25 protein-coding genes and 2 tRNA genes are annotated in these 26,953 nt (G+C 57.6%); 15 read left to right on the top strand and 12 right to left on the bottom strand.

Annotation, left to right across the window (positions count from 1 at the left end):
* The first annotated feature begins 89 nt into the window (after nt 1-89).
* Together fabF and ndk are read left to right on the top strand one after the other, a co-directional pair.
* Nucleotides 90-1,349 (top strand): beta-ketoacyl-ACP synthase II, encoded by a 1,260-nt coding sequence (gene fabF, locus AC0N03_RS14360; RefSeq protein WP_474289553.1) that lies wholly within the window; start codon nt 90-92, stop codon nt 1,347-1,349.
* Between the two features lie 91 nt (nt 1,350-1,440).
* Nucleotides 1,441-1,863, top strand: a complete 423-nt coding sequence (ndk, locus tag AC0N03_RS14365) for a nucleoside-diphosphate kinase (RefSeq protein ID WP_474289505.1) — start codon at nt 1,441-1,443, stop codon at nt 1,861-1,863.
* Nucleotides 1,864-1,944: 81 nt separating this feature from the next.
* On the opposite strand, the gene AC0N03_RS14370 is transcribed toward ndk, so the two are convergent.
* The 6 genes from AC0N03_RS14370 to AC0N03_RS14395 form a co-directional block, all read right to left on the bottom strand.
* Nucleotides 1,945-2,886, bottom strand: coding sequence for a lysophospholipid acyltransferase family protein (locus tag AC0N03_RS14370; protein ID WP_474289506.1), 942 nt, complete (start codon nt 2,884-2,886; stop codon nt 1,945-1,947).
* 42 nt (nt 2,887-2,928) lie between these two features.
* A complete protein-coding gene (gene ppx / locus AC0N03_RS14375; protein ID WP_474289507.1) occupies nt 2,929-4,524 on the bottom strand; it encodes an exopolyphosphatase in 1,596 nt (531 codons plus the stop codon).
* Complete coding sequence (locus AC0N03_RS14380) at nt 4,463-6,637, bottom strand: RNA degradosome polyphosphate kinase (protein WP_474289554.1); 2,175 nt, start codon at nt 6,635-6,637, stop codon at nt 4,463-4,465. Before AC0N03_RS14380 ends, ppx begins: the two co-directional genes overlap by 62 nt.
* 64 nt (nt 6,638-6,701) lie before the next feature.
* On the bottom strand, nt 6,702-7,412 hold the full coding sequence (locus AC0N03_RS14385) for a P-loop NTPase family protein (RefSeq protein ID WP_474289508.1): 711 nt from the start codon (nt 7,410-7,412) through the stop codon (nt 6,702-6,704).
* Nucleotides 7,409-8,512, bottom strand: coding sequence for an AI-2E family transporter (locus tag AC0N03_RS14390; RefSeq protein WP_474289509.1), 1,104 nt, complete (start codon nt 8,510-8,512; stop codon nt 7,409-7,411). The genes AC0N03_RS14385 and AC0N03_RS14390 overlap by 4 nt, the downstream gene beginning before the upstream one ends.
* A complete protein-coding gene (locus tag AC0N03_RS14395; protein WP_474289510.1) occupies nt 8,509-9,078 on the bottom strand; it encodes a CDP-alcohol phosphatidyltransferase family protein in 570 nt (189 codons plus the stop codon). Before AC0N03_RS14395 ends, AC0N03_RS14390 begins: the two co-directional genes overlap by 4 nt.
* 136 nt (nt 9,079-9,214) lie before the next feature.
* On the opposite strand from AC0N03_RS14395, the gene purM reads away from it, so the two are divergent.
* The 3 genes from purM (at nt 9,215) to AC0N03_RS14410 (ending at nt 11,600) form a co-directional block, all read left to right on the top strand.
* Nucleotides 9,215-10,282 (top strand): phosphoribosylformylglycinamidine cyclo-ligase, encoded by a 1,068-nt coding sequence (gene purM, locus AC0N03_RS14400; protein WP_474289511.1) that lies wholly within the window; start codon nt 9,215-9,217, stop codon nt 10,280-10,282.
* On the top strand, nt 10,279-10,869 hold the full coding sequence (gene purN / locus AC0N03_RS14405) for a phosphoribosylglycinamide formyltransferase (protein WP_474289512.1): 591 nt from the start codon (nt 10,279-10,281) through the stop codon (nt 10,867-10,869). Before purM ends, purN begins: the two co-directional genes overlap by 4 nt.
* 158 nt (nt 10,870-11,027) lie before the next feature.
* A complete protein-coding gene (locus AC0N03_RS14410) occupies nt 11,028-11,600 on the top strand; it encodes a phospholipase D-like domain-containing protein (protein WP_474289513.1) in 573 nt (190 codons plus the stop codon).
* Between the two features lie 4 nt (nt 11,601-11,604).
* Here AC0N03_RS14410 and queF read toward each other — a convergent pair whose 3' ends face one another.
* Entirely contained in the window at nt 11,605-12,066 is a 462-nt protein-coding gene (gene queF, locus AC0N03_RS14415) for a preQ(1) synthase (protein ID WP_474289514.1), read from the bottom strand.
* A 136-nt stretch (nt 12,067-12,202) separates the two neighbouring features.
* Here queF and eno point away from each other — a divergent pair, with 136 nt between their 5' ends.
* The 8 genes from eno to AC0N03_RS14455 all read left to right on the top strand — a co-directional run bounded on the left by eno (nt 12,203) and on the right by AC0N03_RS14455 (nt 17,534).
* Nucleotides 12,203-13,489: a phosphopyruvate hydratase gene (gene eno / locus AC0N03_RS14420; RefSeq protein WP_474289515.1), complete on the top strand. Its 1,287-nt coding sequence runs from the start codon at nt 12,203-12,205 to the stop codon at nt 13,487-13,489.
* Nucleotides 13,490-13,533: 44 nt separating this feature from the next.
* Nucleotides 13,534-14,001, top strand: coding sequence for a DUF192 domain-containing protein (locus tag AC0N03_RS14425; RefSeq protein ID WP_474289516.1), 468 nt, complete (start codon nt 13,534-13,536; stop codon nt 13,999-14,001).
* Between the two features lie 106 nt (nt 14,002-14,107).
* Nucleotides 14,108-14,184: transfer RNA gene (locus tag AC0N03_RS14430), tRNA-Pro, on the top strand.
* A 52-nt stretch (nt 14,185-14,236) separates the two neighbouring features.
* A complete protein-coding gene (locus AC0N03_RS14435; RefSeq protein WP_474289517.1) occupies nt 14,237-14,542 on the top strand; it encodes an ETC complex I subunit in 306 nt (101 codons plus the stop codon).
* Nucleotides 14,543-14,561: 19 nt separating this feature from the next.
* A tRNA-Arg gene (locus tag AC0N03_RS14440) sits at nt 14,562-14,638 on the top strand.
* A 49-nt stretch (nt 14,639-14,687) separates the two neighbouring features.
* The gene (locus AC0N03_RS14445) at nt 14,688-16,457 is read left to right on the top strand and encodes an ArnT family glycosyltransferase (protein ID WP_474289518.1); all 1,770 of its coding nucleotides are present in this window, start codon (nt 14,688-14,690) and stop codon (nt 16,455-16,457) included.
* Between the two features lie 5 nt (nt 16,458-16,462).
* The gene (locus AC0N03_RS14450) at nt 16,463-17,212 is read left to right on the top strand and encodes a glycosyltransferase family 2 protein (RefSeq protein ID WP_474289519.1); all 750 of its coding nucleotides are present in this window, start codon (nt 16,463-16,465) and stop codon (nt 17,210-17,212) included.
* Entirely contained in the window at nt 17,205-17,534 is a 330-nt protein-coding gene (locus AC0N03_RS14455; protein WP_474289520.1) for a lipid-A-disaccharide synthase N-terminal domain-containing protein, read from the top strand. Before AC0N03_RS14450 ends, AC0N03_RS14455 begins: the two co-directional genes overlap by 8 nt.
* On the opposite strand, the gene AC0N03_RS14460 is transcribed toward AC0N03_RS14455, so the two are convergent.
* From AC0N03_RS14460 to gltX, 3 genes are all read right to left on the bottom strand, one after another.
* A complete protein-coding gene (locus AC0N03_RS14460) occupies nt 17,535-17,978 on the bottom strand; it encodes an N-acetyltransferase family protein (protein WP_474289521.1) in 444 nt (147 codons plus the stop codon).
* A gap of 171 nt (nt 17,979-18,149) precedes the next feature.
* The gene (gene gltA, locus AC0N03_RS14465) at nt 18,150-19,442 is read right to left on the bottom strand and encodes a citrate synthase (protein ID WP_474289522.1); all 1,293 of its coding nucleotides are present in this window, start codon (nt 19,440-19,442) and stop codon (nt 18,150-18,152) included.
* A 115-nt stretch (nt 19,443-19,557) separates the two neighbouring features.
* The gene (gene gltX / locus AC0N03_RS14470) at nt 19,558-20,994 is read right to left on the bottom strand and encodes a glutamate--tRNA ligase (RefSeq protein ID WP_474289523.1); all 1,437 of its coding nucleotides are present in this window, start codon (nt 20,992-20,994) and stop codon (nt 19,558-19,560) included.
* A 121-nt stretch (nt 20,995-21,115) separates the two neighbouring features.
* On the opposite strand from gltX, the gene AC0N03_RS14475 reads away from it, so the two are divergent.
* Nucleotides 21,116-23,464 (top strand): ComEC/Rec2 family competence protein, encoded by a 2,349-nt coding sequence (locus AC0N03_RS14475; RefSeq protein WP_474289524.1) that lies wholly within the window; start codon nt 21,116-21,118, stop codon nt 23,462-23,464.
* A 51-nt stretch (nt 23,465-23,515) separates the two neighbouring features.
* Here the strand turns inward: AC0N03_RS14475 and lexA are convergent, their stop codons facing one another.
* Complete coding sequence (gene lexA, locus AC0N03_RS14480; RefSeq protein ID WP_474289525.1) at nt 23,516-24,223, bottom strand: transcriptional repressor LexA; 708 nt, start codon at nt 24,221-24,223, stop codon at nt 23,516-23,518.
* Between the two features lie 122 nt (nt 24,224-24,345).
* A complete protein-coding gene (locus AC0N03_RS14485) occupies nt 24,346-25,623 on the bottom strand; it encodes an ROK family transcriptional regulator (protein ID WP_474289526.1) in 1,278 nt (425 codons plus the stop codon).
* Nucleotides 25,624-25,884: 261 nt separating this feature from the next.
* On the opposite strand from AC0N03_RS14485, the gene AC0N03_RS14490 reads away from it, so the two are divergent.
* Nucleotides 25,885-26,898: a substrate-binding domain-containing protein gene (locus tag AC0N03_RS14490; RefSeq protein WP_474289555.1), complete on the top strand. Its 1,014-nt coding sequence runs from the start codon at nt 25,885-25,887 to the stop codon at nt 26,896-26,898.
* Nucleotides 26,899-26,953: the final 55 nt, after the last annotated feature.

Here is a 26,953-nt window from a genome sequence, read left to right on the forward strand (position 1 = left end):
ATCGTTGGGGCAATTGGCAGCTTGCTGCATATCGTGTGCAGTCAGGCTGGCAGTGAGGGGTAGGTATGGCATTGTCAAAGATATCGGGGCTGCGTCGTGTCGTTGTTACTGGCATGGGCATGGTTACACCGCTCGGCGGCAATCTGGATCATACCTGGAAGAGCCTGCTTGCGGGCGAGAGCGGTGTTCGTGCAGTTGATTCTTTCGATGTGTCGGATATTGCCTGCAAAGTAGCTGCGCAGGTAAGGCGCGGCGACGGCACGGATGGATCGTTCAATCCCGATACATGGATGGATGTGAAGGATCAGCGGAAGGTCGATGATTTTATCCTTTTCGCCATGGCCGCCGCTACGCAGGCGCTCTCCGATTCCGGCTGGAAGCCGGAATCCTACGAAGATCAGACCCGCACAGGCGTATTGATCGGCTCGGGCATCGGCGGCATCAACGGCATTGCCGATGCGTCCATTATTCTGAACGAACGTGGCCCCCGACGGATTTCGCCTTTCTTCATTCCGGGACGTCTTATCAATCTGGCGTCGGGCTATGTTTCGATCACGCATGGCCTCAAGGGGCCGAATCATTCCGTTGTCACTGCCTGCTCGACGGGTGCGCATGCAATAGGCGATGCCGGGCGGCTTATCGCGCTGGGCGATGCCGATGTCATGGTAGCCGGCGGGACCGAGTCACCTATTTTCCGGCTTTCGCTTGCAGGCTTCGCGGCCTGCAAGGCGCTTTCGACCAATTTCAACGACACGCCGTCCAAAGCGTCCCGCCCTTATGACCGGGATCGTGACGGTTTCGTCATGGGCGAGGGTGCGGGCTGCGTGATTCTCGAAGAATACGAACATGCTGTGGCGCGCGGCGCGCGCATCTATGCCGAACTGGTGGGCTATGGCCTCTCTGGTGACGCCTATCACATCACGTCGCCTTCCCCCGAGGGCGATGGCGCCTATCGTGGCATGAAGGCGGCTCTTGACCGGGCGGGAATCACCATGGCCGATGTTGATTATGTCAACGCGCACGGGACATCAACGCCGATGGGTGATGACATAGAACTGGCTGCGGTCGAGCGTCTGGCCGGAGACGCAGCAGGGCGTCTGACCATGTCTTCGACAAAATCGTCGATCGGTCATCTGCTGGGGGCTGCCGGTGCGGTCGAGGCGATCTTCTCGATCCTCGCCATTCGGGATCACATGGCCCCGGCAACGCTTAATCTGGACAATCCGTCGCGCGAAACCATGATCGATCTGGTGCCTCACGTCGCAAAATCGAAGAAAATCGACACAGTACTGTCAAATTCATTTGGTTTTGGTGGTACCAACGCTTCGCTGGTTTTCCGGCGCGTTTAAATTTCGGGCTATCCGGCCGCCAAAGGTGGGCCGGGTTTGTAAAAGATGAAGAATTATCTTCATTTTCATTCACTTAAACAGCGAGTTTAATATGACTGTGCAACGCACTTTTTCAATTCTCAAGCCTGATGTCACCAAGCGCAACCTCACCGGCGCGGTGAATGCCAAGATTGAGGCTGCCGGCCTTCGTATCGTTGCTCAGAAGCGCATCCACATGACCCGCGCTCAGGCTGAGACCTTTTATGCCGTGCATTCGGCCCGTCCTTTCTTTGGCGAACTGGTTGAGATGATGACTTCCGCGCCGGTGGTTGTGCAGGTTCTCGAAGGCGAAAACGCCATTCAGCGTTACCGCGATGTCATGGGCGCAACCAACCCCGCCAATGCGGCAGAGGGCACCATCCGCAAGGAATTCGCTCTCTCGATGGGCGAAAATTCCGTGCATGGTTCGGACGCTCCTGAAACTGCAGCTCAGGAAATCGCACAGTTCTTCTCCGGCAACGAAATCGTCGGCTGAGACGAGCGCATCGTTCTGCATGTAAAATCAGGCCCCCGCCGTCGCCGGCGCGGGGCTTTTTCTGTTTTGAGAATCGCAGACTCAATGGCCGGTGCTGATTGTCCGGTCCCGGTATATCAACTTGCGCAGCGCGTGATTGGCGCGCATTTTAAACCGGGCAGAGCGTAGCCGATGAGGTTTGCCCGGGAGGGCGCCATCGGCCAGCGGCAGTTCGGCGGCAAGTTGATAGGTGCGGCGGCGCAACTCATCCATCAGTTGCTGCCGGTCCGTGTAGGCGGCGAGTTCCTGATGCTGTATCGGCGCGCCGATCACCACCGGCAATATTGTACCCACTCTGCTGCGCACCTCATGGAACACCAGCGAGAGCCGGAGCGACAGGCTCAGATGGCTGGCGATCTGAAATAATCGGCTGTTCTGGCCCGCAAACCAGATCGGCACCACCGGGGCGCGGCTGCGCTGGATGAGATTGGCGGTAAATGTGCCCCAGGGCGCATCAATGGCGGGTTTGCGTCCCAGCTTGTCCGGCGCCGTGGATATGCCACCAGCAGGGAAAACCACGATCGCGCCTCCGGCGTCAAGATGCGCGCGGGCGCGGGCGCGTGAGCGAATGTTGGTCTGCATTGCTTCCGGCGTGCCGGAAAAATCGACCGCGAGAACATGGTCCTGAATTTCCGGCGCGCGAAGCAGCACGGCATTGGTCAGAACGAGAAAATCCTTGCGCACCTGTTCGATCAGCCATGAAATAACAATGCCATCCAAGACGCCATAGGGATGGTTGGCGACGATCACGAGCGGGCCTTGCGCCGGGATGGCGGTTAGCTTTTCGGCATCATATTTCACATCGAGATCGAGAAGGCGTACGGCATCGCCGAAGAAGCTCGACTGGGCGCAACGGGTGCGCTGACTTTCGAGATAGAGCCTCTTCAGATAGGGCTGGCCCGTCGCTCTCTCGATGATGCGGATGACATGCCGCTTGACAGGCGGCGTGCCGGGTTCTGCATATGAAAAAAGAAAGTCATCCATGACTGGAAATTAGCCCGGCTGGGTGACAATTGCATGACGCCCTCAGGCCGGGGAAGCATCATCCCTGATGACAATGAGCGCATCCCTGCCGATGAGCCTTGCCAGCTGGCGCAGGCGGTTAAGCAGCCGCTCGGAGGCGAGGTCTTCGAGGCTGCGGGGCAGGGTGAGGATGACCTTGTCCTTCGAGCAGACGAGCGCCGTGCGCGCGAGGATGCCCGGCATGGCGGCGGAAAGTATATAGGCCACCCGCATGGCCGCGCCAATGATCCGGGCACGATCCAGCATCCGCGAAGTGACCAGCGATCGCAAGGGTACACTGACGCTCTCGCCCACGCCGAGATGCCGGTAGGCGACCGTCATGGCCAGAAAAGCCCGGCCCGGATGGTCGATGCCCATAAAAGCCGCATGGGCAATTGTATTGAGGGTCAGTTCGCCCCGGTAATCAGGATGCGCGCGCCAGCCGATGTCAGCCAGCAGACATGCTGCTTCCCGCAGGCGCTCCTCCTCCGGCGTTTCCAGCATGTGGGTCGAGCGGATGAATGTGTCGGTCCAGTTGAAAAGGTCAATACCATGATCGGGGCTGCGCGAGCGCAGAAGGTTGAGGTCATGCACAGCGGTGAGCAGAGGGTCCTGCGCGCGGATGTCGGCGGACATGCGCTCATAGAGCAGACCCTCGCGCACGCCCATGGCGGAAATGACGATCTGCCGGGGCTTTGCAATACGGATGATCTCATCGAGCACGACAGCGCCATAGGCGAGCAGGGGGCGGCGCTGCGAGGCCACTGCATCGATGGATACCAACGCGTCCGTTTCGACCCGCTCGACAAGCAAGGCAAAGTCCTCTGCCTCATGGGCAGGGATGACGTAATTATGCATCACGTTGAGCGGATAATTGCGCTGCATCATGTGCAGGCGGGCCAGAGCGCGCCAAGTGCCACCGACAGCGTAGAAGCTCTTGCCTTTGAGAGACTTCAGTTGTGGTACCTGCTTGAGAGAATCGCGCGCTATTTTGGCTGCTGTCTTTATCGATTTACCCGAGCGGTCCATCAGAGCCAGTCCGCCGAGCCCCAGCGATACGCCGGCCCCGATATTCGAGCCGTTGACTTCAATGATTTCCAGCGAACCGCCGCCAAGGTCGCCAACAACCCCCTCGGGCTTATGAAAGGAAGACACAACACCGAGAGCGGAAAGTTCTGCCTCGCGTTGGCCTGAGAGCAGATCGATCGGAGCCCCGATGGCGGCCTGCGCTGCGGCAAGAAAATCCGGGCCGTTTTGCGCATCGCGCGCGGCGGCCGTAGCAATTACGTGCATCTGGCCGATATTCATCGATTGGCAGAGTATGCGAAAGCGGCGCAGCGCCGACAGCGCCTTGGCTATGGCCTCTTCGTTCAGGCGGCCTGTTGTCACTACGCCTTTTCCAAGGCCGCAGAGCACCTTTTCGTTGAATATGGATGTCGGAGCCCGCCCCTCGCCCTCATAGGCGACAAGACGGACCGAGTTCGAGCCGATATCTACGATAGCGGTGGGTTTGCCGCAATCAATGCGTCCGGGCGCGTCCAGAACGACGCTGGGCCGATCACCGCCCCTCGACGCGGCGGAAGAGAGTGCGTGGGCTTGATTCTTTGAGTGATTTTCCACGGCCTGACAAACTCGGATTGGTCATGAAGTAATTATGCGCATTGAAAGGCTCTTCGCCTTCTGTGGCCTCAATACGCGCGCTTGATCCATCAGGCAAGACTCGATAGCTCTGCTGGTTGTCGATCAGGTTGGCCACCATGATCTGATCCAGAACCTGATCATGACAGGTCGGGTTGAGAATTGGCACCATCACTTCCACACGGCGATCAAGATTGCGCTGCATAAGATCCGCTGATGCGATGTAGACATGCGCCTTGGGGTGCGGCAGGGCATATCCGCCGCCAAAGACATAGATCCGCGCGTGTTCAAGAAAGCGCCCTATGATGGATTTGACGCGGATATTGTCAGAAAGGCCGGGCACGCCGGGGCGCAGACAGCAAATGCCGCGTATGACGAGTTCAATCTTCACGCCCGCCTGACTGGCGCGATAAAAGGCATCGATAATCTCCGGATCAACCAGAGCGTTGCACTTGGCCCAGATTGTCGCTGGCTTTCCGGCCTTGGCGAAGCTCATTTCCTGAGCGATATGCTCCAGCAGCCGGGCTTTCATCGAAATCGGCGAGACGGACATGCGCTCAAGGCTGGCCGGTTCGGCATAGCCGGTGATATAGTTGAAAATGTGCGAAACATCGCGGGCAATGGCCGGATCAGCGGTGAAGAACGACACGTCCGTATAGATTCGCGCTGTGATGGGGTGATAATTTCCGGTGCCGATATGGCAATAGGTGGCGAGATTTCCGCCTTCGCGGCGCACCACCATCGAAAGCTTGGCATGGGTCTTCAATTCGATAAAGCCGAACACCACCTGAGCGCCCGCGCGTTCAAGATCGCGCGCCCAGCGGATATTGGCTTCTTCGTCAAACCGGGCTTTTAGCTCAACCAGCGCCGTGACCGACTTGCCGGCTTCCGCCGCCTCGATCAGCGCCCGGACAATAGGGCTGTCGTTTGAGGTCCGGTACAATGTCTGCTTGATGGCGACGACATTGGGGTCGCGCGCGGCCTGTGCCAGAAACTGAACCACCACGTCGAAAGATTCATAGGGGTGGTGAACGACCAGATCCTTTTGCCGGATAGCCGCCAGACAATCTCCGCCATTGTCACGCACGCGCTCGGGGAAACGCGCGTTATATGGCTTGAATTTAAGATCCGGCCGCTCCAATCCCACGATGTAAGACAGGTCGTTGAGTGCCAGCATGCCGTTGACGTTGAACACCTCGTCATCGGCGACATGGAGTTCGTTGGCGACGAATTTGCGCAGCGCTTCCGGCGTATTGGCGTCGATTTCAAGACGGATCACGACGCCGCGCCGGCGGGCTTTGAGGGCTGATTCAAACAGACGCACAAGGTCTTCGGCTTCTTCTTCGATTTCAAGATCGGAATCGCGCAGGATGCGAAACGCACCATGTCCCTTGACGAGATAGCCGGGAAACAACTGCCCCGTATGTGCGGCAATGGCATGTTCCAGCGTGATGAAGCGCGCAACGCTGGAGTTTTCTGCGTCCGGCAGGCGGATAAAACGGTCGATTTTGTTGGGGAGGCGGATCAGGGCATTAAGGCGGCGGCCATCGTTCGGGCGCACCAGTTCCAGCGCAACGCTGAAGCCGAAATTTGGAATGAACGGGAACGGATGAGCCGGGTCCACCGCCAGCGGCGTCAGAACGGGAAAGACATGCAGCAGAAAGTGATCCTCCAGCCATTTGCGTTCTGTGACGCTAAGCTCCGAGGGTTCCACGATAACAATGCCGGCCTGCTTCACGTCTTCACGCAATTCGCGCCAGCGCGCCTGCTGGTCGCTGGCCAGAACGGCAACCCGTTCACCGATACGGGACAATTGCTCCGCGGGGGTCAGGCCGTCGTCGCTCGGCGTGGTCACGCCTTCACGCACCTGACCGCGCAGACCAGCAACGCGCACCATGAAGAATTCATCGAGATTATTGGCTGAAATCGAGAGAAAGCGCAGTTGTTCAAGCAGGGGGTGGCTGGTGTTGGATGCCTCGGCCAGCACACGCCGGTTGAACTCCAGCCAGGACAGTTCCCGATTGATGAACCTGTCTGCGGGAAGCTCTTCGCTTACACTTGAGAGTTCTTCCAGAGCGGGAATGGCCGGTTTCATGGTTTGCATTGCCTGTTCTTGGTTTTCTCTGCGGGTATAGCGTTTCTATGACCGCAACATGACATCAATGGTGGGCATCAGCTATGGAATCGTCAATCTTTTTTACGATATCGGCAGCCATGGCGCGCGTTATCCGCTTGCCGAGTGCCAGCGCCTGCCTGTCGAGCAGACTCACTGCACTGCGCACAGCCTCGAGCGAGCGTTCCAGATGCAGCGCCAGATATTCCACTACGCCGACGTCGACCACGAGCTGTCTGTCTACGAACAATTTGACAATGACGGCCCGGAGCAGGGCATCGTCTGGCGCGCCAATCTCGACCCGGCCAAAAGCCCGCAGGCGCGAGCGCACATCGGCCGTCTTGAAATGCAGCCGGTCGAGATCGAGGCCCGATGTCAGCACAAGCGGCAGGCCTCGTTCCTTTGCGGCGTTGAGCAGATGAAAAAGCGCAGTTTCGGTTTCGTCGGGCAGCCGGTTGATCTTGTCCAGATCCTCGATCAGCAGGGCGGGTGCCTTGGTCAAGGCCAGCGGATCGGTCTGGCCGAGTGCAGTGATCGACAGAACCGAGGCGTGGCTGCGCTGCGACCAAATCGCGCCAAGATGGCTCTTGCCGGACCCCGATGGGCCAACCAGCAGCAATGCCGGAGAGGGCCATTCCGGCCAGCTTTCCATCATGGCATAAGCGGCTTCGTTCGAACTGGAAACGAGAAAATCCTCAGCGCCGAATCTGGGCTTGAGCGGCAGGTCCAGCGGCAATTGCAGCGGCGGGCGTGTCATTGGGCCGACCCGTCGAGATAATAGGGGCTTTTGCGGTATTGCGCGAGCGCAAAGCGCACCAATACGCCCATGGCCGCCGCCACCGGAACCGCGATCAGCAGCCCGATAAAGCCAAATACCGAACCAAAGGCCAGCAGTGCAAACATCAGCCAGACGGGATGCAGCCCAACCGAGGCGCCAACCAGCTTGGGAGAAAGCACGTTGCCTTCCAGAAACTGCCCGGAACCCACCACGCAAAGGGACAGAGTGGTCAAAGTCCAATGCGGCCAGCCCTGAACAATCGAAATCAGCAGCGAGAGAACCAGCGCCGTCAGTGAACCGACATAGGGAATAAAGCTCAGAATACCGGCGCTGAAACCGATCAGGAAGCCAAAGTTCAACCCGATGAGCGACAGGCCCAGACCGTACCAGAGGCCAAGTATCAGGCACACCACGGATTGGCCGCGGATAAAACCGGCAAGGGCGCGGTCGATATCATGCATGATGAGCCGGATCGTCGCGCGCTGCGCCACGGGCAGCAGGCCGTCGATTGTGGTGATCATTTTGTCCCAGTCCACCAGAATGTAGAATGCGACAACCGGCGTCACCACGAGCAGCGAGGCGAGCGAAATGAGTGCAGCGCCCCCGGAGAGCAGCGACCGGATGAAGCTCAGGCCCCATTGGCTGGCCTGACCGGCGAAATCCGCGATCGTCTTTTGCGTATCGAATGCGCCGTTGCTGCCGGCTTTCATGCCCAGTTTCGAGAGAATCGTATCGCCATAAGTTTGGGTGAAGGCATCAACCTGCGTCTGCACCAGTTCTTGCAGACGGGCGGCATAAATCGGAAAATGGTTCAGCAGGCCGGTAAGCTGGCGTCCAAGCACCGGCCCCAGCAACAGCGTCAGAACCACCAGAACCAACGCGCAGATGACAAGAATGAGCAGGGTTGCCCAGAGGCGCGACAGGCCGAGGCGCTCGAGACGGCGAACGAAGGGATCGAGCAAATAGCCGAGCGCCAATCCGGCTACAAAAGGCAGCATGACGCTGCTGAGCGCATAGATAAACCAGCCGGTCAGAGCCAGCAGCAGAACCCAGAATATGATTTGACGGTTTGCATTCACGTGACGGGGCCTCGCGGAGGGTGCGCAGACGTCATATGCCTGAACCATTGGCCAAGGTAAACTGCGGTTGATGTCAGGGTCAGCGCTATGACGATGATCATTGCCACGTCAAACCATATGCCAAGCGGTACCAGGAACGCTTTGGCGCCCAGAATCAAAGCGGCAAAGCCGATCTGCGCCGTTGTGTTTGCCTTGGAGACAAATACCGGTCGGATTTCCACCGGGTTCGACATCAGCCACGAAATGATGATAGCGCTGATGATCATGACATCGCGGAAGACCACGAGCAAAGCCAGCGCGACGGGCACCACTCCGATGATCGCCAGCGCAACATATATGGAGATGAGAAGGGCTTTGTCGGCCAGCGGATCGAGATATGAGCCCAGTTCCGTGCGCAGGTTGAAATGTCTGGCAAGGAAGCCGTCAATGGCATCGGAAACACCCGCCACAACGAAAAGAACAAAGGCGGTCAACCACCAGCCCGATGCGATGAGCGCAATAACCATCGGCACAAGCAGCAGCCGTAAAATGGTTATGACATTGGGGAGATTATTGTAAACTTTCAACGCACCTCTCCTCAAGGACCCGTTATGGCGTCGAATGCAGGCAAAAGTCGATCTTTTTTAGCATTGGGATGTGGTTAAGTCTGTCTACCCTTGCCTTGGAGCATGTAACCTTGTAACCGATCGCCAAGAGGTGACCATGACGCAGGACAAATCCAAACTCACCTATGCCGATGCAGGCGTTGATATCGACGCGGGCAATTCGCTGGTGGAAAATATCAAGCCACATGTGCGCGCAACGCGCCGGCCCGGCGCCGATGCTGAAATTGGCGGCTTTGGCGGTTTGTTCGATCTCAAGGCGGCCGGCTTCAGCGACCCTATTCTGGTTGCGGCCAATGATGGTGTCGGCACCAAGGTCAAAATCGCGATTGAAAGCGGCATTCACACCCATATCGGCATCGATCTTGTTGCCATGTGCGTCAACGATCTCATCGTTCAGGGTGCGGAGCCGCTGTTCTTCCTTGACTATTACGCCACCGGCAAGCTCGATCCGCGTGTAGGCGCCGATATCGTCAAGAGCATTGCAAGAGGGTGTATCGAATCCGGCTGCGCGCTGATCGGGGGCGAAACTGCGGAAATGCCCGGCCTATATGCCGAGGGCGATTATGACCTTGCGGGTTTTGCCGTCGGAGCCGCCGAGCGGGGCAGATTACTGCCGCGCGGCGATGTCGCCGAAGGTGATGTGCTCATCGGACTGGCGTCCTCGGGCGTGCATTCGAACGGATTCTCGCTGGTGCGCAAGATCGTCGCGCGTAGTGGTCTGGGCTGGCAGGATCCTGCACCTTTCGCGCCCGGCGCCAGCCTCGCGGAAGCTTTGCTCACGCCGACGCGCCTTTATGTCAAACCATTGCTCAAGGTGCTGCGGGACGGCGTGCCGTTGAAGGCGCTCGCCCATATCACCGGCGGCGGTTTTCCTGATAATATTCCGCGCGTGCTTCCTGAAGGTCTGGGCGCGGAGCTTGATCTGAACGCCATCCAGTTGCCGCCGGTTTTCCGCTGGCTGGCGGGCGAGGGCAATGTGGCAGAGCGTGAAATGCTGCGCACCTTCAACTGCGGCATCGGCATGGTGGTAGTGGTGGCCGCCGCCGATGCTCCATCCGCACTGGCGGCGCTGGCTGCGGCGGGCGAAAAGCCCGTGCGCTTTGGCCGGGTTACCCGGTCAGGCGGCGGCGAGCGCATAACCACTATCGGGACATTGGCCCTTTGAGCCGCCGCGTTCGCACCTGCGTTTTTATCTCCGGGCGCGGTTCGAACATGCGCAGTCTCGTGCGTGCGGCAGCCTCGCCGGATTTTCCTGCGCAGATTGTTCTGGTCATTTCAAACAGGCCTGACGCCGCCGGGCTCGATTTTGCCCGGGAGCACGGCATTGCCACCTGCATTATCGATCATAAGCATTTTGGCAAGGACCGCGCTGCATTTGAAGCTGAAATCCAGAATGTCCTCACGCGAAACCAGATAGACCTGATCTGTCTGGCCGGTTTCATGCGCCTGCTGACAGCCGATTTTGTCAATCGCTGGCAGGGGCGCATGATCAATATTCATCCCTCTCTTCTGCCTGCGTACAAGGGATTACACACGCATGAGCGGGCGCTGGCCGACGGCGCGCCCGAGCATGGCTGCACTGTGCATTTCGTCGTGCCGGAAATGGACGAAGGGCCGATCATTCTGCAGCGCAAGGTCAGGGTTCTGCCGGGGGATACGCCGGATGATCTCGCGTCCCGGGTGCTTGAGCAGGAACATATTGCCTATCCGGAAGCTCTGGCTCAGGTCGCAAAGACAATTTCGCAGGCCTGACAGTTTTTAGCGCCTCTTGAACTTATCTTCTTCGTTGGTTGACGTGTTATACTTGCTTTGCATTGTATTAGCGCGTAATTACAACCTATTATTGTATTCGGAGAAGCAAGATTCGCAGCGGTCGCAAATATTTCTCCTTCGCGCTGGGAGGTATGCTGGTGCTGGGCATCATAGCCCGCTGGCCGCATGTCAACCCGCGCATGGCCGGGCCTGTGGCGGTGGAGAAATCCGGCGGTAAGCCGGGCCCTTATGAGATTCATTATGCGCCGGCTGAAAATCTGGAGAGGATTGATGTCGGCCTGATCGACAGCGCGCAGCACGATATTGATCTGGCCGCTTATGTCCTGACCGACAAGGCGTTTGTTGAAGCATTAACGCGCGCGGCGGCGCGCAATGTTGTTATTCGCATCTATCTTGATGGAAGCGAGAGGCGCATCAGCATGCGCAATCAGGCTGTCATTGATCGCCTTGTCGCAGCGGGGAATGTTGCGATTCGCTTCAAACCGCCGCAGCCGGCGATCATGCATCTGAAAGGATTCACTGTGGACGGCGCGACCTTGCGCACGGGTTCGGCCAATTTTTCGGCATCCGGCCTAAAATATCAGGATAATGATCTGCTCATATTCCGTGACCGTCAGACCGTTCAGGCTTTTGCTGAAAAGTTCGAGCGGATGTGGAAGCGGCAGGATTACCGCCGCTATTCGCTCGATACGGGCGCGAACTGGCGCTGAGGTCTCAGCCTCTTCCGCGATAGGGCTGCACGCCCTGATCCGGTATCCATATGCCTTTTGGTGCTTCGCCATATTGATAGAAGACATCTATGGGTATGCCGCCGCGTGGATACCAATATCCGCCGATTCGCAGCCATCTGGGCTCCAGCAGGCTGATCAGATCCTTGGCGATCTGCACCGTGCAGCCTTCATGAAATGCGCCGTGATTGCGATAGCCGAACAGATAGAGCTTGAGCGACTTGGATTCGACAAGCCATTGTCCGGGAACATAATCGAGCACGAGGTGGGCGAAATCCGGCTGTCCGGTTACAGGGCAGAGCGATGTGAACTCCGGCGCGGTGAACCGCGCGACATAATCAGCATCGGGGTGCGGATTCGGCACTTTTTCCAGCACATCGGCACGAGGCTCCTGCGGGATGGCTACATTTTGCCCCAATGCCTTGGTGTGCAGACTTGTGTCACTCATGAAAATTCCTATCGGTGAAGCCGTGTTGGTGATATTTAGCGCGCGTTTTGCAACTGTCATGTGCATTTTCTAATACTTTATGCCATAGACACAAGCGATACCGGCCCCAGCGCCAATACAACGAAAGAGGCTCCATATGACACAGATCATCGACGTTCACGCCCGCCAGATTCTGGACAGCCGCGGAAATCCCACAATCGAAGTGGATGTGACGCTGGAAGACGGTTCGTTTGGCCGCGCCGCGGTGCCCTCGGGCGCATCGACCGGCGCGCATGAGGCTGTTGAATTGCGCGATGGCGACAAGAGCCGTTACAGCGGCAAGGGCGTGCTCAAGGCCGTTGAAAGCGTCAACGGCGAAATCGCCGATGCTCTGGATGGCTATGATGCGGAAGATCAGGTTCTGATCGACCAGATCATGATTGATCTTGACGGCACGCCGAACAAGGCGCGTCTCGGCGCCAATGCCATCCTCGGCGTATCGCTCGCCGCCGCCAAGGCAGCGGCCGATGCCGCGGGCCTGCCGCTGTATCGCTATATCGGCGGCACGCAATCGCGCATCCTGCCCGTGCCGATGATGAATATCATCAACGGCGGCGTACATGCCGACAACCCGATCGATTTTCAGGAATTCATGATTCTCCCCGTCGGTGCGCCTTCGGTTTCCGAAGCGGTGCGCTGGGGAGCGGAAGTCTTCCATGTGCTGAAGTCCGCGCTCAAGAAAGCCGGACATAACACCAATGTTGGCGATGAGGGTGGGTTTGCCCCGAACCTGCCTTCGGCGGAAGCTGCGCTGGATTTCTGCGTGAAGGCCATTGAAACCGCCGGTTTCAAACCCGGTCAGGACATGGTTCTCGGTCTTGACTGCGCCTCGACCGAATTCTTCAAGAACGGCGCCTATGTCTATGAGGGCGAGAAGAAGACCCGCACCATCCAGCAGCAGGCGGAATATCTGGCAAAGCTGGCTCATGATTATCCCATCGCCACAATCGAGGACGGCATGTCGGAAGATGATTGGGAAGGCTGGAAGATTCTCACCGATCTCGTCGGCAAGAAGGTCCAGCTCGTAGGCGACGATCTGTTCGTGACCAATGTCCGGCGCCTGGCGGACGGCATCGCCAAGGGCGTTGGCAATTCCATTCTCGTCAAGGTCAATCAGATCGGTTCACTCACGGAAACGCTCAATGCCGTGGATATGGCTCAGCGCGCCGGTTATACGGCCGTCATGTCGCACCGCTCCGGCGAAACCGAGGATTCGACCATCGCCGATCTCGCGGTTGCCACCAATTGCGGCCAGATCAAGACCGGTTCTCTGGCCCGGTCTGACAGATTGGCCAAATACAACCAGCTGATCCGCATCGAGGAAGAGCTTGGCGCGCAGGCGCTCTATGCTGGACGCGGCGCGTTGAAGGCTTTCAACCGCTGAGCTGAGGCACCGGAGACAAATCAGGCGTGAACGGAGCGGATCAGATGAATTTGAGACATATCTTCAATTCGGCTCTTCCGCTTCTTTTCATGTTCGCGGCCTTGGCTTTTGCGCCTTCGCTGGAGGCGCAAAACGCGGCACGCGAAACCATCAGCATCCAGTCGGCAAGCGGCGTGCATCAGTTTTCCGTCGAGGTGATGCGCACCCAGGACGAACTCGAGCGGGGCCTGATGTTCCGGCGCTTCCTGCCGGATGATCGCGGCATGCTGTTTGATTTTCACGCCGAAGCTCCGGTGATGATGTGGATGAAGAATACCTACATCCCGCTTGACATGGTCTTTACCGACAAAACCGGCAAAATTACCTGGATCGCCGAGAATGCCGAGCCCATGTCGGAGGATATTATTTCCTCGCATGGTCCCGCCTATGCGGTTCTGGAGGTGAACGCCGGTACGGCGGCGCGCCTGCAGATCAAGGCTGGCGATGTGATGAAATCGACCATTTTTCAATAATGCCGGCAAATGTATCGATGCGGCCTTATGAGAATGCGCAAGTTTTTGTCCTTGGAGCAATTCAGGTCTTGCCGGTAGGCCGAGGCAATGCTACTCAATCGCGCATCGGGGTATGGCGCAGTCTGGTAGCGCGATAGTTTTGGGTACTATAGGCCGTTGGTTCGAATCCAGCTACCCCGACCACCTACCGCTTGATGTTGAGGCCAAGTCTCCGGCTCTTGAACAGGTTTAAAAAATGAGCGCACGCATTTATTGTCCTGCCAAAACAGCCACGCAATCGGGCGCAGCCAAGTCAAATCGTTGGTTGCTGGAATATGAGGCGGCGCAGCCGCGCAGTTCAGACCCGCTGATGGGCTGGACCTCTTCTGCCGATATGCTCTCGCAGGTCAGGCTCTGGTTCGAAACAAAGGAAGAAGCGGTCGCCTACGCCAAGCGGCAGGGGCTGGCCTTTCGCGTGGAAGAGCCCAAGCAACGTGTACGCAAGGGTATGTCCTATTCGGATAATTTCCGTCATAATAGAATCGGTTCTTGGACGCATTGAAGCGCCATTTCGCTGCTTCGGCCTCGTAGCTCAGCTGGATAGAGCAGCCGCCTTCTAAGCGGCAGGTCGCAGGTTCGAGCCCTGCCGAGGTCGCCAGTCAGCCTGGGCAGGGGTTTGGCTGATGGCGTGAGGAGTGTGCATATGCTTGCCGCAGGCCACGATCGGAAAAGCCATGGACGCTTCGGCTGAAAACCCTAATTTTTTCGTTGTCGTGATGGAATGGGCGCGTATTTCTCATGCGCGGGCCTTTTTGCTACTGTCTGTTGTCGCGCTTGCGCTCTTTTTGCCGGGTTTTTTCTCCCTGCAACCAATGGACCGGGACGAGCCCCGGTTCGCGCAAGCGACGAAGCAGATGCTTGAGACGCACGATTTCGTTTCTATCCGCTTTCAGGATGAGGCCCGCAACAAGAAGCCTGTGGGAATCTACTGGCTGCAGGCCGCCGCCGTCAGTCTGGCTGAAGCGGCTGGCATTCCCGAGGCGCGGCAGCGAATCTGGATCTATCGTCTGCCGTCGCTGGCAGCGGCGCTTGCCACGGTATTGCTGACATATTGGGCGGCGCTTGCGGTAACGGATCGAAAACGCGCGCTGATTGCCGGGCTGTTGATGGCCTCATGTCTGCTGCTGGGCGTCGAGGCGCGCCTTGCCAAGACCGATGCCACGCTCACCATGACGGTGGTCGCGGCTTTCGGCGCGTTTATTCGGCTTTATCTGCGCCGCACGCTGGCCTTTTCCCATGCCTTGATTTTCTGGGCCGCCGTGGCGCTGGGTCTTCTCGTCAAGGGGCCGCTCACGCCATTGTTTTTGCTGCTGGCTATTGGCGTTTTGTCCTTCAAAGAGCGTTCGCTGCGCTGGCTGTTGCCGCTTCGCCCGCTTCTTGGCCTCGCTCTGTGTCTTGTTGTTGTCCTGCCATGGTTCGTGCTGATCGGCCTGAAAACGCATGGCGCCTTTTTTACCGATTCGGTGGGGCAGGACATGATGGGCAAAGTTGCGCAGGGACAGGAGTCGCATGGTGCGCCGCCTTTGACTTATTTTGCTCTGTTCTGGGTGACAGCCTGGCCGTTGGCGCCATTGGCGCTTGCCGCTGCGCCGCTGGTCTGGATTGCGCGTAAGGAGCCGCGCGTTGCTGTTTTGCTGGCCTGGCTCGTGCCGGGCTGGCTGATGTTTGAACTGGTGCCGACCAAGCTTCCGCACTATGTCCTGCCGCTCTATCCGGCAATTGCAATTCTGACCGCTTGCCAGTTCGATTCGATCATGAAGGCGTATAGCGGTTGGAAGCGCTGGCTTTCTGCCATTCTCACGATTCTCGTGCCGATAAGCCTTATCGGTGCGGGCGCATTACTATGGCTGAACAGTTTTGTTCCGGTATCGGTAAAGCTTGTGTCTGTGCCGGCGGATTTGGAGCAGGCAATACCATTTGTGATTTCGATGGGAGTGCTGGCACTGGCGGGAATGTTGCTGCTTGGCCATTATATGCGGTATCTGGGCAGACAGCACGGCGAGAACGCCATCGGCGCTTATATTGCCGCAACCTTCTGTGTATTTGTCATGGCTTATTCCACAGTTGTGACAGGACCGGCCTTTGCTCCTTTTGCCCTCTCGCCACGGCTTGCGGAAATCCACCGCGATATACAGCGCGATCTGTCATGCGGGCCGTTGCAGATGGCCAGTGCCGGTTATGCGGAACCAAGCCTCGTGTTTCTGACGCAGACTGACCTGCAGCTGACAAATGGCGCTGCTGCTGGTGCCTTTTATGGCGCTGGCGGTTGCAGAATGGCCTTTGTCACGCAGCAAGAAGAGCCTGCGTTTCTCGCTCAATTGCCCGTCGGACTGGCAACTGAGCCGGTGTCGCATATTGCTGGAATCAATATCGGGTCTGGCAAGAGGCTGGACATTGCCGTTTATGTGCGCCAATAAGAGCCATGAACGAGGCGTCTCTCTTGAAACCTGAACTCTCCGTTGTCGTGCCGGTGCGAAATGAAGCCGGAAACGTGGCTCCGCTGATTGATGAGATCATTGCGGCCTGCGGCAAAATCGGCGGCTTCGAGATTATTTATGTCGACGATGGCTCTTCGGATGCGACGGCCGTCGAATTGGCCAGATTGCAGCGTGAGCATTCATTCCTGCGTGTGTTGCATCATGAAAAAAGCTGCGGTCAGTCTGCCGCTGTGCGCTCTGGCGTTCGTGCGGCGCGGGCAGATATTGTCGTCACGCTGGATGGCGACGGCCAGAACAATCCCGCCTTCATTCCCGAGATGTTCGCGAAACTGCGCCAGGCCGGGCCGGGGTGCGGGATGGTGCAGGGGCAGCGATTGGGGCGCAAGGATACCGGCTTCAAGCGCTTTCAATCGCGTTTAGCGAATAAGGTGCGCAACGCCGTACTGAAGGATGGAACGCGCGATACAGGTTGTGGGTTGAAATGTTTTCATCGCTCGGTCTATCTGGCGCTGCCATATTTTGACGCCCTGCACAGATTTATGCCAGCTTTGGTGCGGCGCGAGGGCTTTAGCATCGCATATTGCGATGTCGTGGATCGTCCACGTCATACCGGCGTGTCGAATTATGGATTTTTCGATCGTCTGTGGGTGGGCATTGTCGATCTCATGGGCGTACGCTGGCTGATCAGTCGCCGCAAGCGCATTCCGCAATGTGTGGAGATTGGCCATGATTGAGCTTTGGTCGCAGCTCATTGCCTATCTGGACAGCGTGTTCATCCGCTCCTTCGACGGTTGGGTCGTCATGGGCATGGTGGGCCAGTCGATGTTCATTCTGCGCTTTGGCGTGCAGTGGATTGTCAGTGAACGCGCAGGGCGCAGCGTCATTCCGCTCAGTTTCTGGTATCTGTCGATCGGCGGCGCGCTCTTATTGTCCGCTTATGCGTTTTATCGGCGCGACCCCGTATTCATTCTCGGGCAGGGGCCCAATGTACTGGTGTATATCCGCAATCTCATGTTGATTCAAAAAGAGAAAAAATATTCTCAAACCGCTGAATGATCACATGTTTTTGCGATATTGGATAAAGCCGGATTGTTCCGCGATCTGATCATAGAGCGCCATGGCCGCCTGATTGGTTTTGTGGGTCAGCCAGTAGACGCGGCCGATGTTTTCCTTTTCGGCAACTTGATACACGGCTTCGATCAGGGATTTGCCAATCCCGCTGCCACGTCTGTCTTCAGCAGTGAAGAGATCCTGTAGATAGCACACCGGTTCGACAAACCATGTGCTGCGATGAAAAATATAATGAACGAGCCCGGTTAGCCGCGATCCTTCTTCCGCCACGAGGCCATAAACAGGCTCGTCCGGCGAGAGCAAACGCTGCCATGTTGCAGCTGTCACATCATCTGAAGGCAGGCTCTGATAAAACCGGCGATAGCCGAGCCACAATGCCAGCCATTGCTCGTGATCATCAGGACGAAGTGCGCGGATTATTTTGCTCATGAGGCATTATTGCATATTAAAAGGCCCGGATAAAATATCCGGGCCGCAATGGCTGAAACAGCGGGCAGTCAGATTGCCGGGATCCGTCGGCGCCGTTTTTCTTCTTCGGCGAAGGCGCTTGATCGGCATAACTCCAATCTTGAAGTCTTCTGATTGCCTTCTGCTTTGAGATTATGCGCGGCGGCTGATCGGCGTATAATCGCGGCGGGTTGCACCAGTGTAGAGCTGGCGCGGGCGTCCGATCCGTTGGCCGGGCTCTTCGATCATTTCCTTCCACTGGGCAATCCAGCCCACCGTGCGGGCCACGGCAAAGAGCACCGTGAACATCGAGGTGGGGAAGCCCATGGCCTTCAGCGTGATGCCGGAATAGAAATCGATATTCGGATAGAGCTTCTTTTCGATGAAATATTCGTCGCTAAGCGCAATACGCTCCAGTTCCAGCGCTACATCGAGAAGCGGATCATCCTTGATGCCAAGCTCGGCGAGAACCTCATGAGTCGTCTTCTGCATGATTTTCGCGCGTGGATCATAGTGTTTGTAAACCCGGTGGCCGAAGCCCATCAGACGGAACGGATCGTTCTTGTCTTTGGCGCGGGCGATATAATGCGGAATGCGATCGACAGTGCCGATCTCGGCCAGCATCTTGAGGGCCGCCTCGTTGGCGCCGCCATGCGCCGGCCCCCAGAGACACGCGATGCCGGCAGCAATGCAGGCGAAAGGATTGGCGCCGGATGATCCCGCAAGACGGACTGTCGATGTCGAGGCATTCTGCTCGTGATCGGCATGAAGAATGAAAATCCGATCCAGCGCCCGGGCAAGCACCGGGTTCGGCACATATTCCTCGCATGGCACAGCGAAGCACATATGGAGGAAATTCGACGTGTAATCGAGATTGTTGCGCGGATAAACGAACGGCTGGCCGATGTTATATTTATAGGCCATGGCCGCCAGTGTCGGTGTTTTCGCGATCATGCGCATGGACGCGATCATGCGCTGCGTCGGATCGGAAATATCGATTGAATCGTGATAGAAGGCAGAAAGCGCGCCGACGGAAGCCACCATCACGGCCATGGGATGTGCGTCGCGGCGAAAGCCCTGAAAGAAGCGGGCCATTTGTTCGTGCACCATTGTGTGGCGCGAGATGCGGAAATCGAAATCGGCCTTCTGGGTGGAGGTCGGCAATTCTCCATGCAGCAGGAGATGGCAGGTTTCCAGAAAGTCGCCGTTCTCAGCCAACTGTTCGATCGGATAGCCGCGATACATCAGAACGCCTTCATCACCATCGATATAGGTGATTTTGGATTCGCAGCTTGCCGTCGATGTAAAGCCCGGGTCATATGTGAACATGCCGGTCTGGCCGTAAAGCTTTGAAATATCGACTACATTCGGACCAATCGTTCCGTTCTTCACCGGCATTTCAACCGATTTTTCGCCAATTTTGAACGTTGAGGTTTGTGCACTCATAAAAAGGCCCCTTTTTCTGGAAGTGTCGACCTAGCATGTTGATGCATGGTCTACGAAATTGTGCGTTGCGGAAAATCTAGACTATTGCGTACGTCCGTTCAAGTCGAGCTATGGCTTACAGATTGACAGCATTATTTAGTCTGATCAGGCTCTCTTCTCGGCCAAGAACTGCTAAAACATCAAATATACCAGGAGAAGTCAGTCTTCCCGTCAAGGCCGCACGTAAAGGCTGCGCGGCTTGCCCCAGCTTTATTGTCGCAGATGCGGCATAATCTCGCACGCAAGCCTCGGTTTCAGCCGCGCCCCATTTGGGCAGTGCCGAAAGTGCTGGCAGCATTGCCTTGATATGTGCCGCGCCGCCGTTCTTCAACGTTTCTATAGCCTTGGCGTCCATCGGAATGGGGTTCCTGGCAAAGAGAAATGCAGCGCCATCCATCAGTTCATTCAGCGTTTTGGCGCGTTCTTTCAGGCCGGGCATCGCGGCAAGCAACTGCGCTTTTTTGCTTTCATCCATGTGCTGCGCCAGATGCGCGTAATTTTCTAGGTAGGGCAAGGTGCGCAATAATTCATCCAGCAACTCGCCATCCGGCGTGGCGCGCATGTAATGCCCGTTCATGTTCTCCAGTTTGGCAAAATCAAAACGCGAGGGCGAACGGCCGATGCCGTTCAGGCTGAAGGCTTCGATCATTTCTGCGGTATTGAAATATTCGCGATCGCCCTGGCTCCAGCCAAGACGCACGAGATAATTGCGAAGGGCCGCAGGAAGATAGCCCATGCTGCGATAGGCATCGACACCCAGCGCGCCATGACGCTTTGACAATTTGGAACCGTCCGGCCCATGAATCAGCGGAATATGCGCGAAAACCGGAATATCCCAGCCGAAGGCATTGTAAATCTGTGTCTGTCGTGCCGCATTCGTCAGGTGATCGTCGCCGCGGATGACATGGGTCACGTCCATATCGTGATCGTCGACCACAACAGCCAGCATGTAGGTGGGCGTGCCGTCGGAGCGCAGCAGGATCAGGTCATCGAGGTCCTTGTTCGCCCAAGTGACGCGGCCCTGCACCTGATCGTCGACCACTGTCTCGCCGTCGATGGGCGCTTTGAGCCGGATGACAGGTTTGACGCCGGCAGCGATCAGAGACTCGGCGTCTTTCGGGTCGCGGTCGCGCCAGCGCCCGTCATAGCGGGGAGTCCGTCCTTCCGCCCGTGCACGTTCGCGCATTTCTTCAAGTTCCTGTGCGCTTGCATAGCAATGATAGGCTTTGCCCTGCGCCAGAAGGCTTTCGGCTGCCTCGCGGTGCCGCTGCGCGCGGGCAAACTGATAGACGACTTCGCCGTCCCATTCCAGCCCAAGCCACTGCAGGCCATCGAGTATGGCGGAAATGGCCGCATCGGTTGAGCGCTCGCGGTCGGTATCCTCGATGCGCAGATGCATTTTTCCGCCCATCTTCTTGGCGAAAAGCCAGTTGAACAGAGCCGTTCGTCCGCCGCCAATATGCAGAAAGCCTGTCGGCGAGGGAGCGAAGCGAGTGACCACGGGACGTGACATTGAAAGTTCCAATTGGCAGAATGGAGACTGAACGCCGCGAGCGCGCCAGCCTGCTGTTGCTAAATAGGTTCGGGCATGGTGTTAACATGACATTTGGCTAAGTAAAGAGGTGATCGCCATCGTGAGCCACGGCAATCGGACGCAGAGTGCTTTGTTGAGCGGCTACCGCGCCCGATATAGCATCGGATTGGCGCTTGCGGCCAGAATGCGTCGTCTGCTGGAGACATATCAGGCCGCTTGGGCTGTCGAATGCGCCGAACGGCGGCTTTTCCTCTGGCTTCCAGTTGCGGCGGGCGCCGGTGTCCTGCTCTATCTTTCGGCCGAACAGGAGCCATCGCTGGTGTTCGTGTTCGCGCTGTGCCTGCTTGCAGCGGGCGGCGCCTATCTGGCGCGCAGGAAGCGGGCGTTATTCGCCGTATTCATGATGGCATTTGCGCTCTGGGCAGGCTTTTTCAGTGCGGGATGGCGCACGGCGCGTGTGGCCGCCCCCGTCATCGATCATATCCGGATCATGGATGTCGAAGGCATGGTCGAAACATTCGACAGGCGCGCGGATGGAGCGCGCTTTGTCTTGCGGGTGGGCCTTGCCGTGGGCAGCGATGGGAAAGTGATGGATTATTCGGGGCATCCGCTGCGCATTCGCTTGTCCACGCGCGGCCCGGCAGATTTTGCTGCGGGTGATCATGTGCGTGTGCGTGCGCGGATCCTGCCGCCTTCGCAACCGAGCATACCCGGCGGCTATAGTTTTGCACGCGATGCTTATTTTTCCGGCCTCGGCGCTGTTGGTTCTGCCCTGGGACCTGTAACCCGTATCGCTGAACGCGGCCAGCTTGGTTGGCGCGATTGGTTTTGGACCGGAATCGATCACATCCGTGACCGGCTGGCGGAACGCGTAAGCGCCAGCATCGGCGGGCAGGAGGGCGCGATTGCGGCCGCTATGGTGACGGGCAAGCGAATGCTGCTCAACGCCGATTCGCTTGAGCTTATCCGGCAGGCGGGCATATTCCACATCATCACCATTTCCGGCATTCAGATGACGCTTGTCGCGGGCATAATATTCTGGCTTTCCCGCCGCCTGCTGGCGCAATCCGAATATATGGCGTTGCATCTTCCCATCAAAAAGCTGGCGGCAATCATCGCAATCATCGCCTCTGCGTTCTATGATCTCGGTACCGGCTCACGCGTTGGCACGGAGCGCGCGCTGCTGATGACGATCATCATGCTTTGCGCCATTTTGTGTAACAGGTCGGCGCTGACGATGCGAAATCTCGCGCTTGCCGTGCTGGTTGTGATTGCTTTAGAGCCCGAAGTGCTGACAGGAGCGAGCTTCCAGCTTTCTTTTGCCGCAGTGGCGGCTCTTGTTGCGGTGCATGAGCAGCGTCAAACCCGGACGGCTTCGCTGATCGATAATGTTCAGAACGGTCTTGTCACGCAAGGCAATCCGCGCGCAGTTGGTTTTATTGGAGTGTTCCAGCGCAGTTTCAGGAAAGTGTTGTATCTTCTTCTGGCCACGGTCTGCGCGACATCGGCAACGGCCTCGTTCATGGCTGCGGATTTTCACGAACTGAGCCCCTATGTTGCGATCGGTAATCCGCTGACCATGGCGATCATCGAATTTTTTGCGGTGCCAGCCGCGCTGATCGGCACTTTGCTTTATCCTCTGGGTCTGGACGGGCTGGTCTGGACCTATCTCGGCCTTGGCATCAGGCTCGTTCTGGCTATGGCGCGTGTCATTGCGTCCTTGCCCGGCGCTTCCCTTCATGTTCACGCCTTCGCCGGATGGGCGCTGCCTTTTCTGACACTGGCGATCCTGAACATGGTGATATGGCGAACCTGGGCTCTTCGGCTGCTCGCATTGCCATGCGCTATCGCTGGCCTGTGCGGCGCGGTTATGGGTGCGCCGTTTGACATCATTGTGCCGCCCTCCGGCGATTTTATTGCTGTGCGGCAGGCCGACGGACGGCTTACGATTGCCGGGCGGCATGTCAGCGAATTTGCCGCGAACCAGTGGCTCACGGCGGATGCCGACGGACGCGCGGCCTCCGACGCGATGAGTTCGAGCCAGTCCTGCGATGAGCTTGGCTGTGTCATGCCGATGGGGAATGACAAGTTTGTTTCAATTGTTTACCGGGCTGAGGCGTTCGCGGAAGACTGCCAGCGTGCCGCCCTGATCGTATCGCCGCTTGTTGCGCCACCCGATTGCGCCGCCAGCCAGATATTTGACCGCAACCGCCTGGCCATGTCCGGAGCAGCTACCCTCTCGCTGCCGGGGTTGCAGCTTGTTGCTTCTGAGCGGGGGATAACAACGGACAGGCCCTGGCTGCCGAAAATACGCGCATCAACGAAGCCGCATGTTCCAGCGCCTGCAGTCGAAGCCAATGACCAGACCAGCGAAGCCGTAAAGCCGGAAGATGCTTTGTCTTTGGCTGATCCGGCTTCTGACGATTCAGCCATTGAGCTCTCGCCATAGCCAACGGCCCGGTGATGCCGTCGGCATGCCAGTTCAGTGCGAACACGCGCCTCAGTACCGCCGCATCAGACTGATCAGCTTGCCCTGAATATTCACGCGGTCCTGCGAGAAGATCCGTGTTTCATAAGCCGGATTGGCGGCTTCCAGCGCGATCGAGGCACCGCGTTTGCGCAACCGCTTCAGAGTGGCTTCTTCGTCATCGATCAGCGCGACGATGATGTCGCCCGTATCGGCGCTGTCCTGCCGCCGGATCAACACCGTGTCGCCGTCAAGAATGCCCGCATCGATCATCGAATCGCCGCGAACCTCCAGCGCGAAGAATTCGCCCTTGCCCAATATTTCCGGCGGCACTGAAATGGTCGCCATGCGCGACTGAATCGCCGATATCGGCGTACCTGCCGCGATACGGCCCATGACGGGAACGGCAATCGTCTGCTGTACATCATCCGGCTGGCTCTGGACCGGAGTCTGGCGAACCTTGCCAAGATTACCCTCGATAACGCTCGGAGAGAATTTCTGCCCGCGCGCCGAAGCAGGCATGGACGACTCTGGCAGACGCAGGATTTCCAGCGCCCGGGCGCGGTTGGGCAACCTTCGGATGAATCCGCGCTCTTCCAGAGCCATGATCAGCCTGTGGATGCCTGATTTGGAGCGCAGATCCAGCGCTTCCTTCATTTCCTCGAAGGAAGGCGGTACACCCGTTTCCTTCAGCCGTTCATGAATAAATCGCAAAAGATCGCTTTGTTTTTTTGTGAGCATTTAACCGACCCGCTTAACATTGTCTGGTACAGAACCAAATCAAACCGTGAACATATCATAAAGGTTCATTTTGTGTTCTGCAAGTGCGGGTAGAAAAGCATCGAAATATTAATGCAAATATTTCAGGATTCGCTCAGCTTGAACAGAACAGAACGATCGCGCGTGAAATTCTCCAGAAACGGCAGAGAAGCGCCGCCGATTGCACGGGCCTGAACACCGACAGTCCCTTCCACGACCAAAAATGGCGCCGTACCCTGCAAGTCGAAACTTTTGATGTTCTCATTGGTCAGGGCAAGGATGCGCTGGCGCACCCATGCAGGCACAGCCCCATCGATGACAGCGGCGTCGAAATCTATGATCGCGACGGCGGAGACGATGGCATGGGCGAGAGCCCGGGATGTGTCCTTCATCCAATCTTCCAGCACGTCGCCAAAGCTTTCCCAGTTTTCCGGCGTCATCCACACGGGGGAGGGATCAATGCCCGCCTCGCGCAATCGGTTTTCGAGAACATAGGTCGAGGCGTGACGGATGATCTGCTGGTTTTCCCAGCCGCTTTCGGTTTTAACGGCGATCGGCATCGGTCCTATGGCGCCCGCATAGCCGGTTCGTCCCTGATAGAGATTGCCGTCGAGCACGATGCCGCCGCCGATGAACGAACCGATGAAAAAATAAACGTAGGAATGGTAGGTCCAGCCGCGTCCGAACGTGAGTTCCGCGGCGCAGGCGGCCGTGGCATCATTGCAATGGCTTACGGGCCACTTGCAGAATGCGGCGACTTCTTTTGCAATGTCGAAATTGCGCCAACGGTCGAGAATATCGCGCGGGGCGGCAACCTCCGTCTCCCAGTTCCATAATTCGAACGGCGCCGCGATCCCAAGCCCCGCTATGCGCTCGATCTGCGCGGCTGTCATGGTCTCGTCGAGTTCGGCGAGATTCGCGCGCACGAATTCCAGCACATCGGAGGGCAGGGGGAATTTGTAGGTCAGCCTTTTGCGCAGCAGGACATCGCCGACGAAATTGATCACGACGAAATCGGAAGTGCGGCGGCCTACCTTGAGGCCGAGCGAGAACGCGCCTTCGGGCTTGAGACGGAACGGCACAGTCGGCTGGCCGACGCGGCCGCGCTGCGGCGCTTCACGCAACAAAAGGCCGTTGCTCTCCAGATTATTGACTATGCCGGAAACGGTTTGCGCCGAAAGGCCGGTCATATGCGTTATGTCGATTTTTGAGAGTGAACCGTTGCGGCGGATCAGGGTCAGGATAAGACGTTCGTTATACAGGCGCACGCCGGTTTGATTGGTGCCGCGGCTGCCTTCCGCGGTCAGAACGTCTTTGCTCGGCGTAGCCGAGGCCTGTTTTGTCCTGCCGTTTGCTGAACTGAGGTATTTGTCGCTTGCCATTATGACGGACCCTTATTGCGGGCTTCTCCCGGTTACACAATCGGTCGATATGATCAAGCTGTCAATTATTAAATCCGATTGATTTATTAATTGACAGACGTAAAAACTTGGTGTTTCCTGCCATTGCAATCGGTGCTGATTGGGTGTTGACTTCTCGATGCGCCCAAGCCTGAGGCATTAGGAGCGTCGGATGATGGTTGAACCGGCCATTTCTGATAAAAACTTACTGGGAGAGAACTCGTGTCTAAAAAATTCAACATTTTGTCCGCCACAGCTGCGGCTGTCTTGTCCCTCGCCGTTTTCGGCGCTGGCTCGGCTTCGGCAGCCGATACCCTCGTCGGTCTCATCACCAAGAACAACACCAATCCTTTCTTCGTGAAGATGAAGCAGGGCGCTGAAGCCAAGGCCAAGGAAATGGGTCTCCATCTCCAGTCCTACGCTGGCGTGAAGGACGGTGATGCCGGCCCGCAGATCAAGGCTATCGAAGACCTCATCGCCGCTGGCGCCAAGGGCATTCTGATCACCGCAAGCAATGACTCGGTCATCCCGGCCCTGAAGAAGGCCCGTGCTGCCGGCATTCTGGTCATTGCTCTCGACACGCCCATCGGCGACAAGGACGCCTCGGACGCGACTTTCGCAACCGACAATTTCAAGGCTGGCACGCTTATCGGTTCCTGGGCCAAGGCAACGCTGGGCGACAAGGCCGCATCCGCCAAGATCGGCATGCTCGACATCAACAAGGACAATATTTCCGTTGACGTGCAGCGCGACACTGGCTTCCTCACCGGTTTTGGCATCGAAGTGCCGAACCTCAAGGTTCTCGGCTCCGAGAAGGACCCCCGCGTCATTGGCCACCAGTCTTCGGAAGCCAATCCGGAAGGCGGTCTGAAGGCGGCTGAAAACCTGTTCGCCAAGGAACCCGGCATGAACCTGATCTACACGATCAACGAGCCGGCTGCCGAAGGCGCCTATCAGGCCATCAAGAAGATGGGCAAGGAAAAGGACGGCATCACCATCGTGTCGGTTGACGGTGGCTGCCCTGGCGTCAAGGACGTCAAGGATGGCATCATCGGCGCGACCTCCATGCAGTTCCCGCTGCTGATGGCGTCGAAGGGTGTCGAGGCTATTGCCGAATTCGCCAAGACCGGCAAGAAGCCCGAGCCGACCCCCGGCCTGAGCTTCTTCAACACCGGCGTCGAACTGATTACCGATCATCCGGTTGCAGGCATTCCGTCCAAGACCTCGGCTGAAGGTCTTAAGCTCTGCTGGGGCTAATAACCTGGCGCGATTGAGCGATCTTTTGGGCGGCCCTCGGGTCGCCCTTTCTTCA

This window comes from Methylocystis sp. sgz306128 (genome assembly GCF_056032725.1).

Excerpts from the sequence above, each read along its gene's own strand:
- AC0N03_RS14455 (WP_474289520.1), top strand. The coding sequence starts at position 17,205 with ATGATTGAGCTTTGGTCGCAGCTCATTGCCTATCTGGACAGCGTGTTC.
- purM (WP_474289511.1), top strand. The coding sequence starts at position 9,215 with ATGACGCAGGACAAATCCAAACTCACCTATGCCGATGCAGGCGTTGAT.
- AC0N03_RS14460 (WP_474289521.1), bottom strand. The coding sequence starts at position 17,978 with ATGAGCAAAATAATCCGCGCACTTCGTCCTGATGATCACGAGCAATGG.
- AC0N03_RS14485 (WP_474289526.1), bottom strand. The coding sequence starts at position 25,623 with ATGGCAAGCGACAAATACCTCAGTTCAGCAAACGGCAGGACAAAACAG.
- AC0N03_RS14435 (WP_474289517.1), top strand. The coding sequence starts at position 14,237 with ATGAGCGCACGCATTTATTGTCCTGCCAAAACAGCCACGCAATCGGGC.
- AC0N03_RS14450 (WP_474289519.1), top strand. The coding sequence starts at position 16,463 with ATGAACGAGGCGTCTCTCTTGAAACCTGAACTCTCCGTTGTCGTGCCG.
- AC0N03_RS14425 (WP_474289516.1), top strand. The coding sequence starts at position 13,534 with ATGAATTTGAGACATATCTTCAATTCGGCTCTTCCGCTTCTTTTCATG.
- AC0N03_RS14370 (WP_474289506.1), bottom strand. The coding sequence starts at position 2,886 with ATGGATGACTTTCTTTTTTCATATGCAGAACCCGGCACGCCGCCTGTC.
- queF (WP_474289514.1), bottom strand. The coding sequence starts at position 12,066 with ATGAGTGACACAAGTCTGCACACCAAGGCATTGGGGCAAAATGTAGCC.
- AC0N03_RS14380 (WP_474289554.1), bottom strand. The coding sequence starts at position 6,637 with ATGAAACCGGCCATTCCCGCTCTGGAAGAACTCTCAAGTGTAAGCGAA.
- gltX (WP_474289523.1), bottom strand. The coding sequence starts at position 20,994 with ATGTCACGTCCCGTGGTCACTCGCTTCGCTCCCTCGCCGACAGGCTTT.
- gltA (WP_474289522.1), bottom strand. The coding sequence starts at position 19,442 with ATGAGTGCACAAACCTCAACGTTCAAAATTGGCGAAAAATCGGTTGAA.
- AC0N03_RS14385 (WP_474289508.1), bottom strand. The coding sequence starts at position 7,412 with ATGACACGCCCGCCGCTGCAATTGCCGCTGGACCTGCCGCTCAAGCCC.
- eno (WP_474289515.1), top strand. The coding sequence starts at position 12,203 with ATGACACAGATCATCGACGTTCACGCCCGCCAGATTCTGGACAGCCGC.
- lexA (WP_474289525.1), bottom strand. The coding sequence starts at position 24,223 with ATGCTCACAAAAAAACAAAGCGATCTTTTGCGATTTATTCATGAACGG.
- ndk (WP_474289505.1), top strand. The coding sequence starts at position 1,441 with ATGACTGTGCAACGCACTTTTTCAATTCTCAAGCCTGATGTCACCAAG.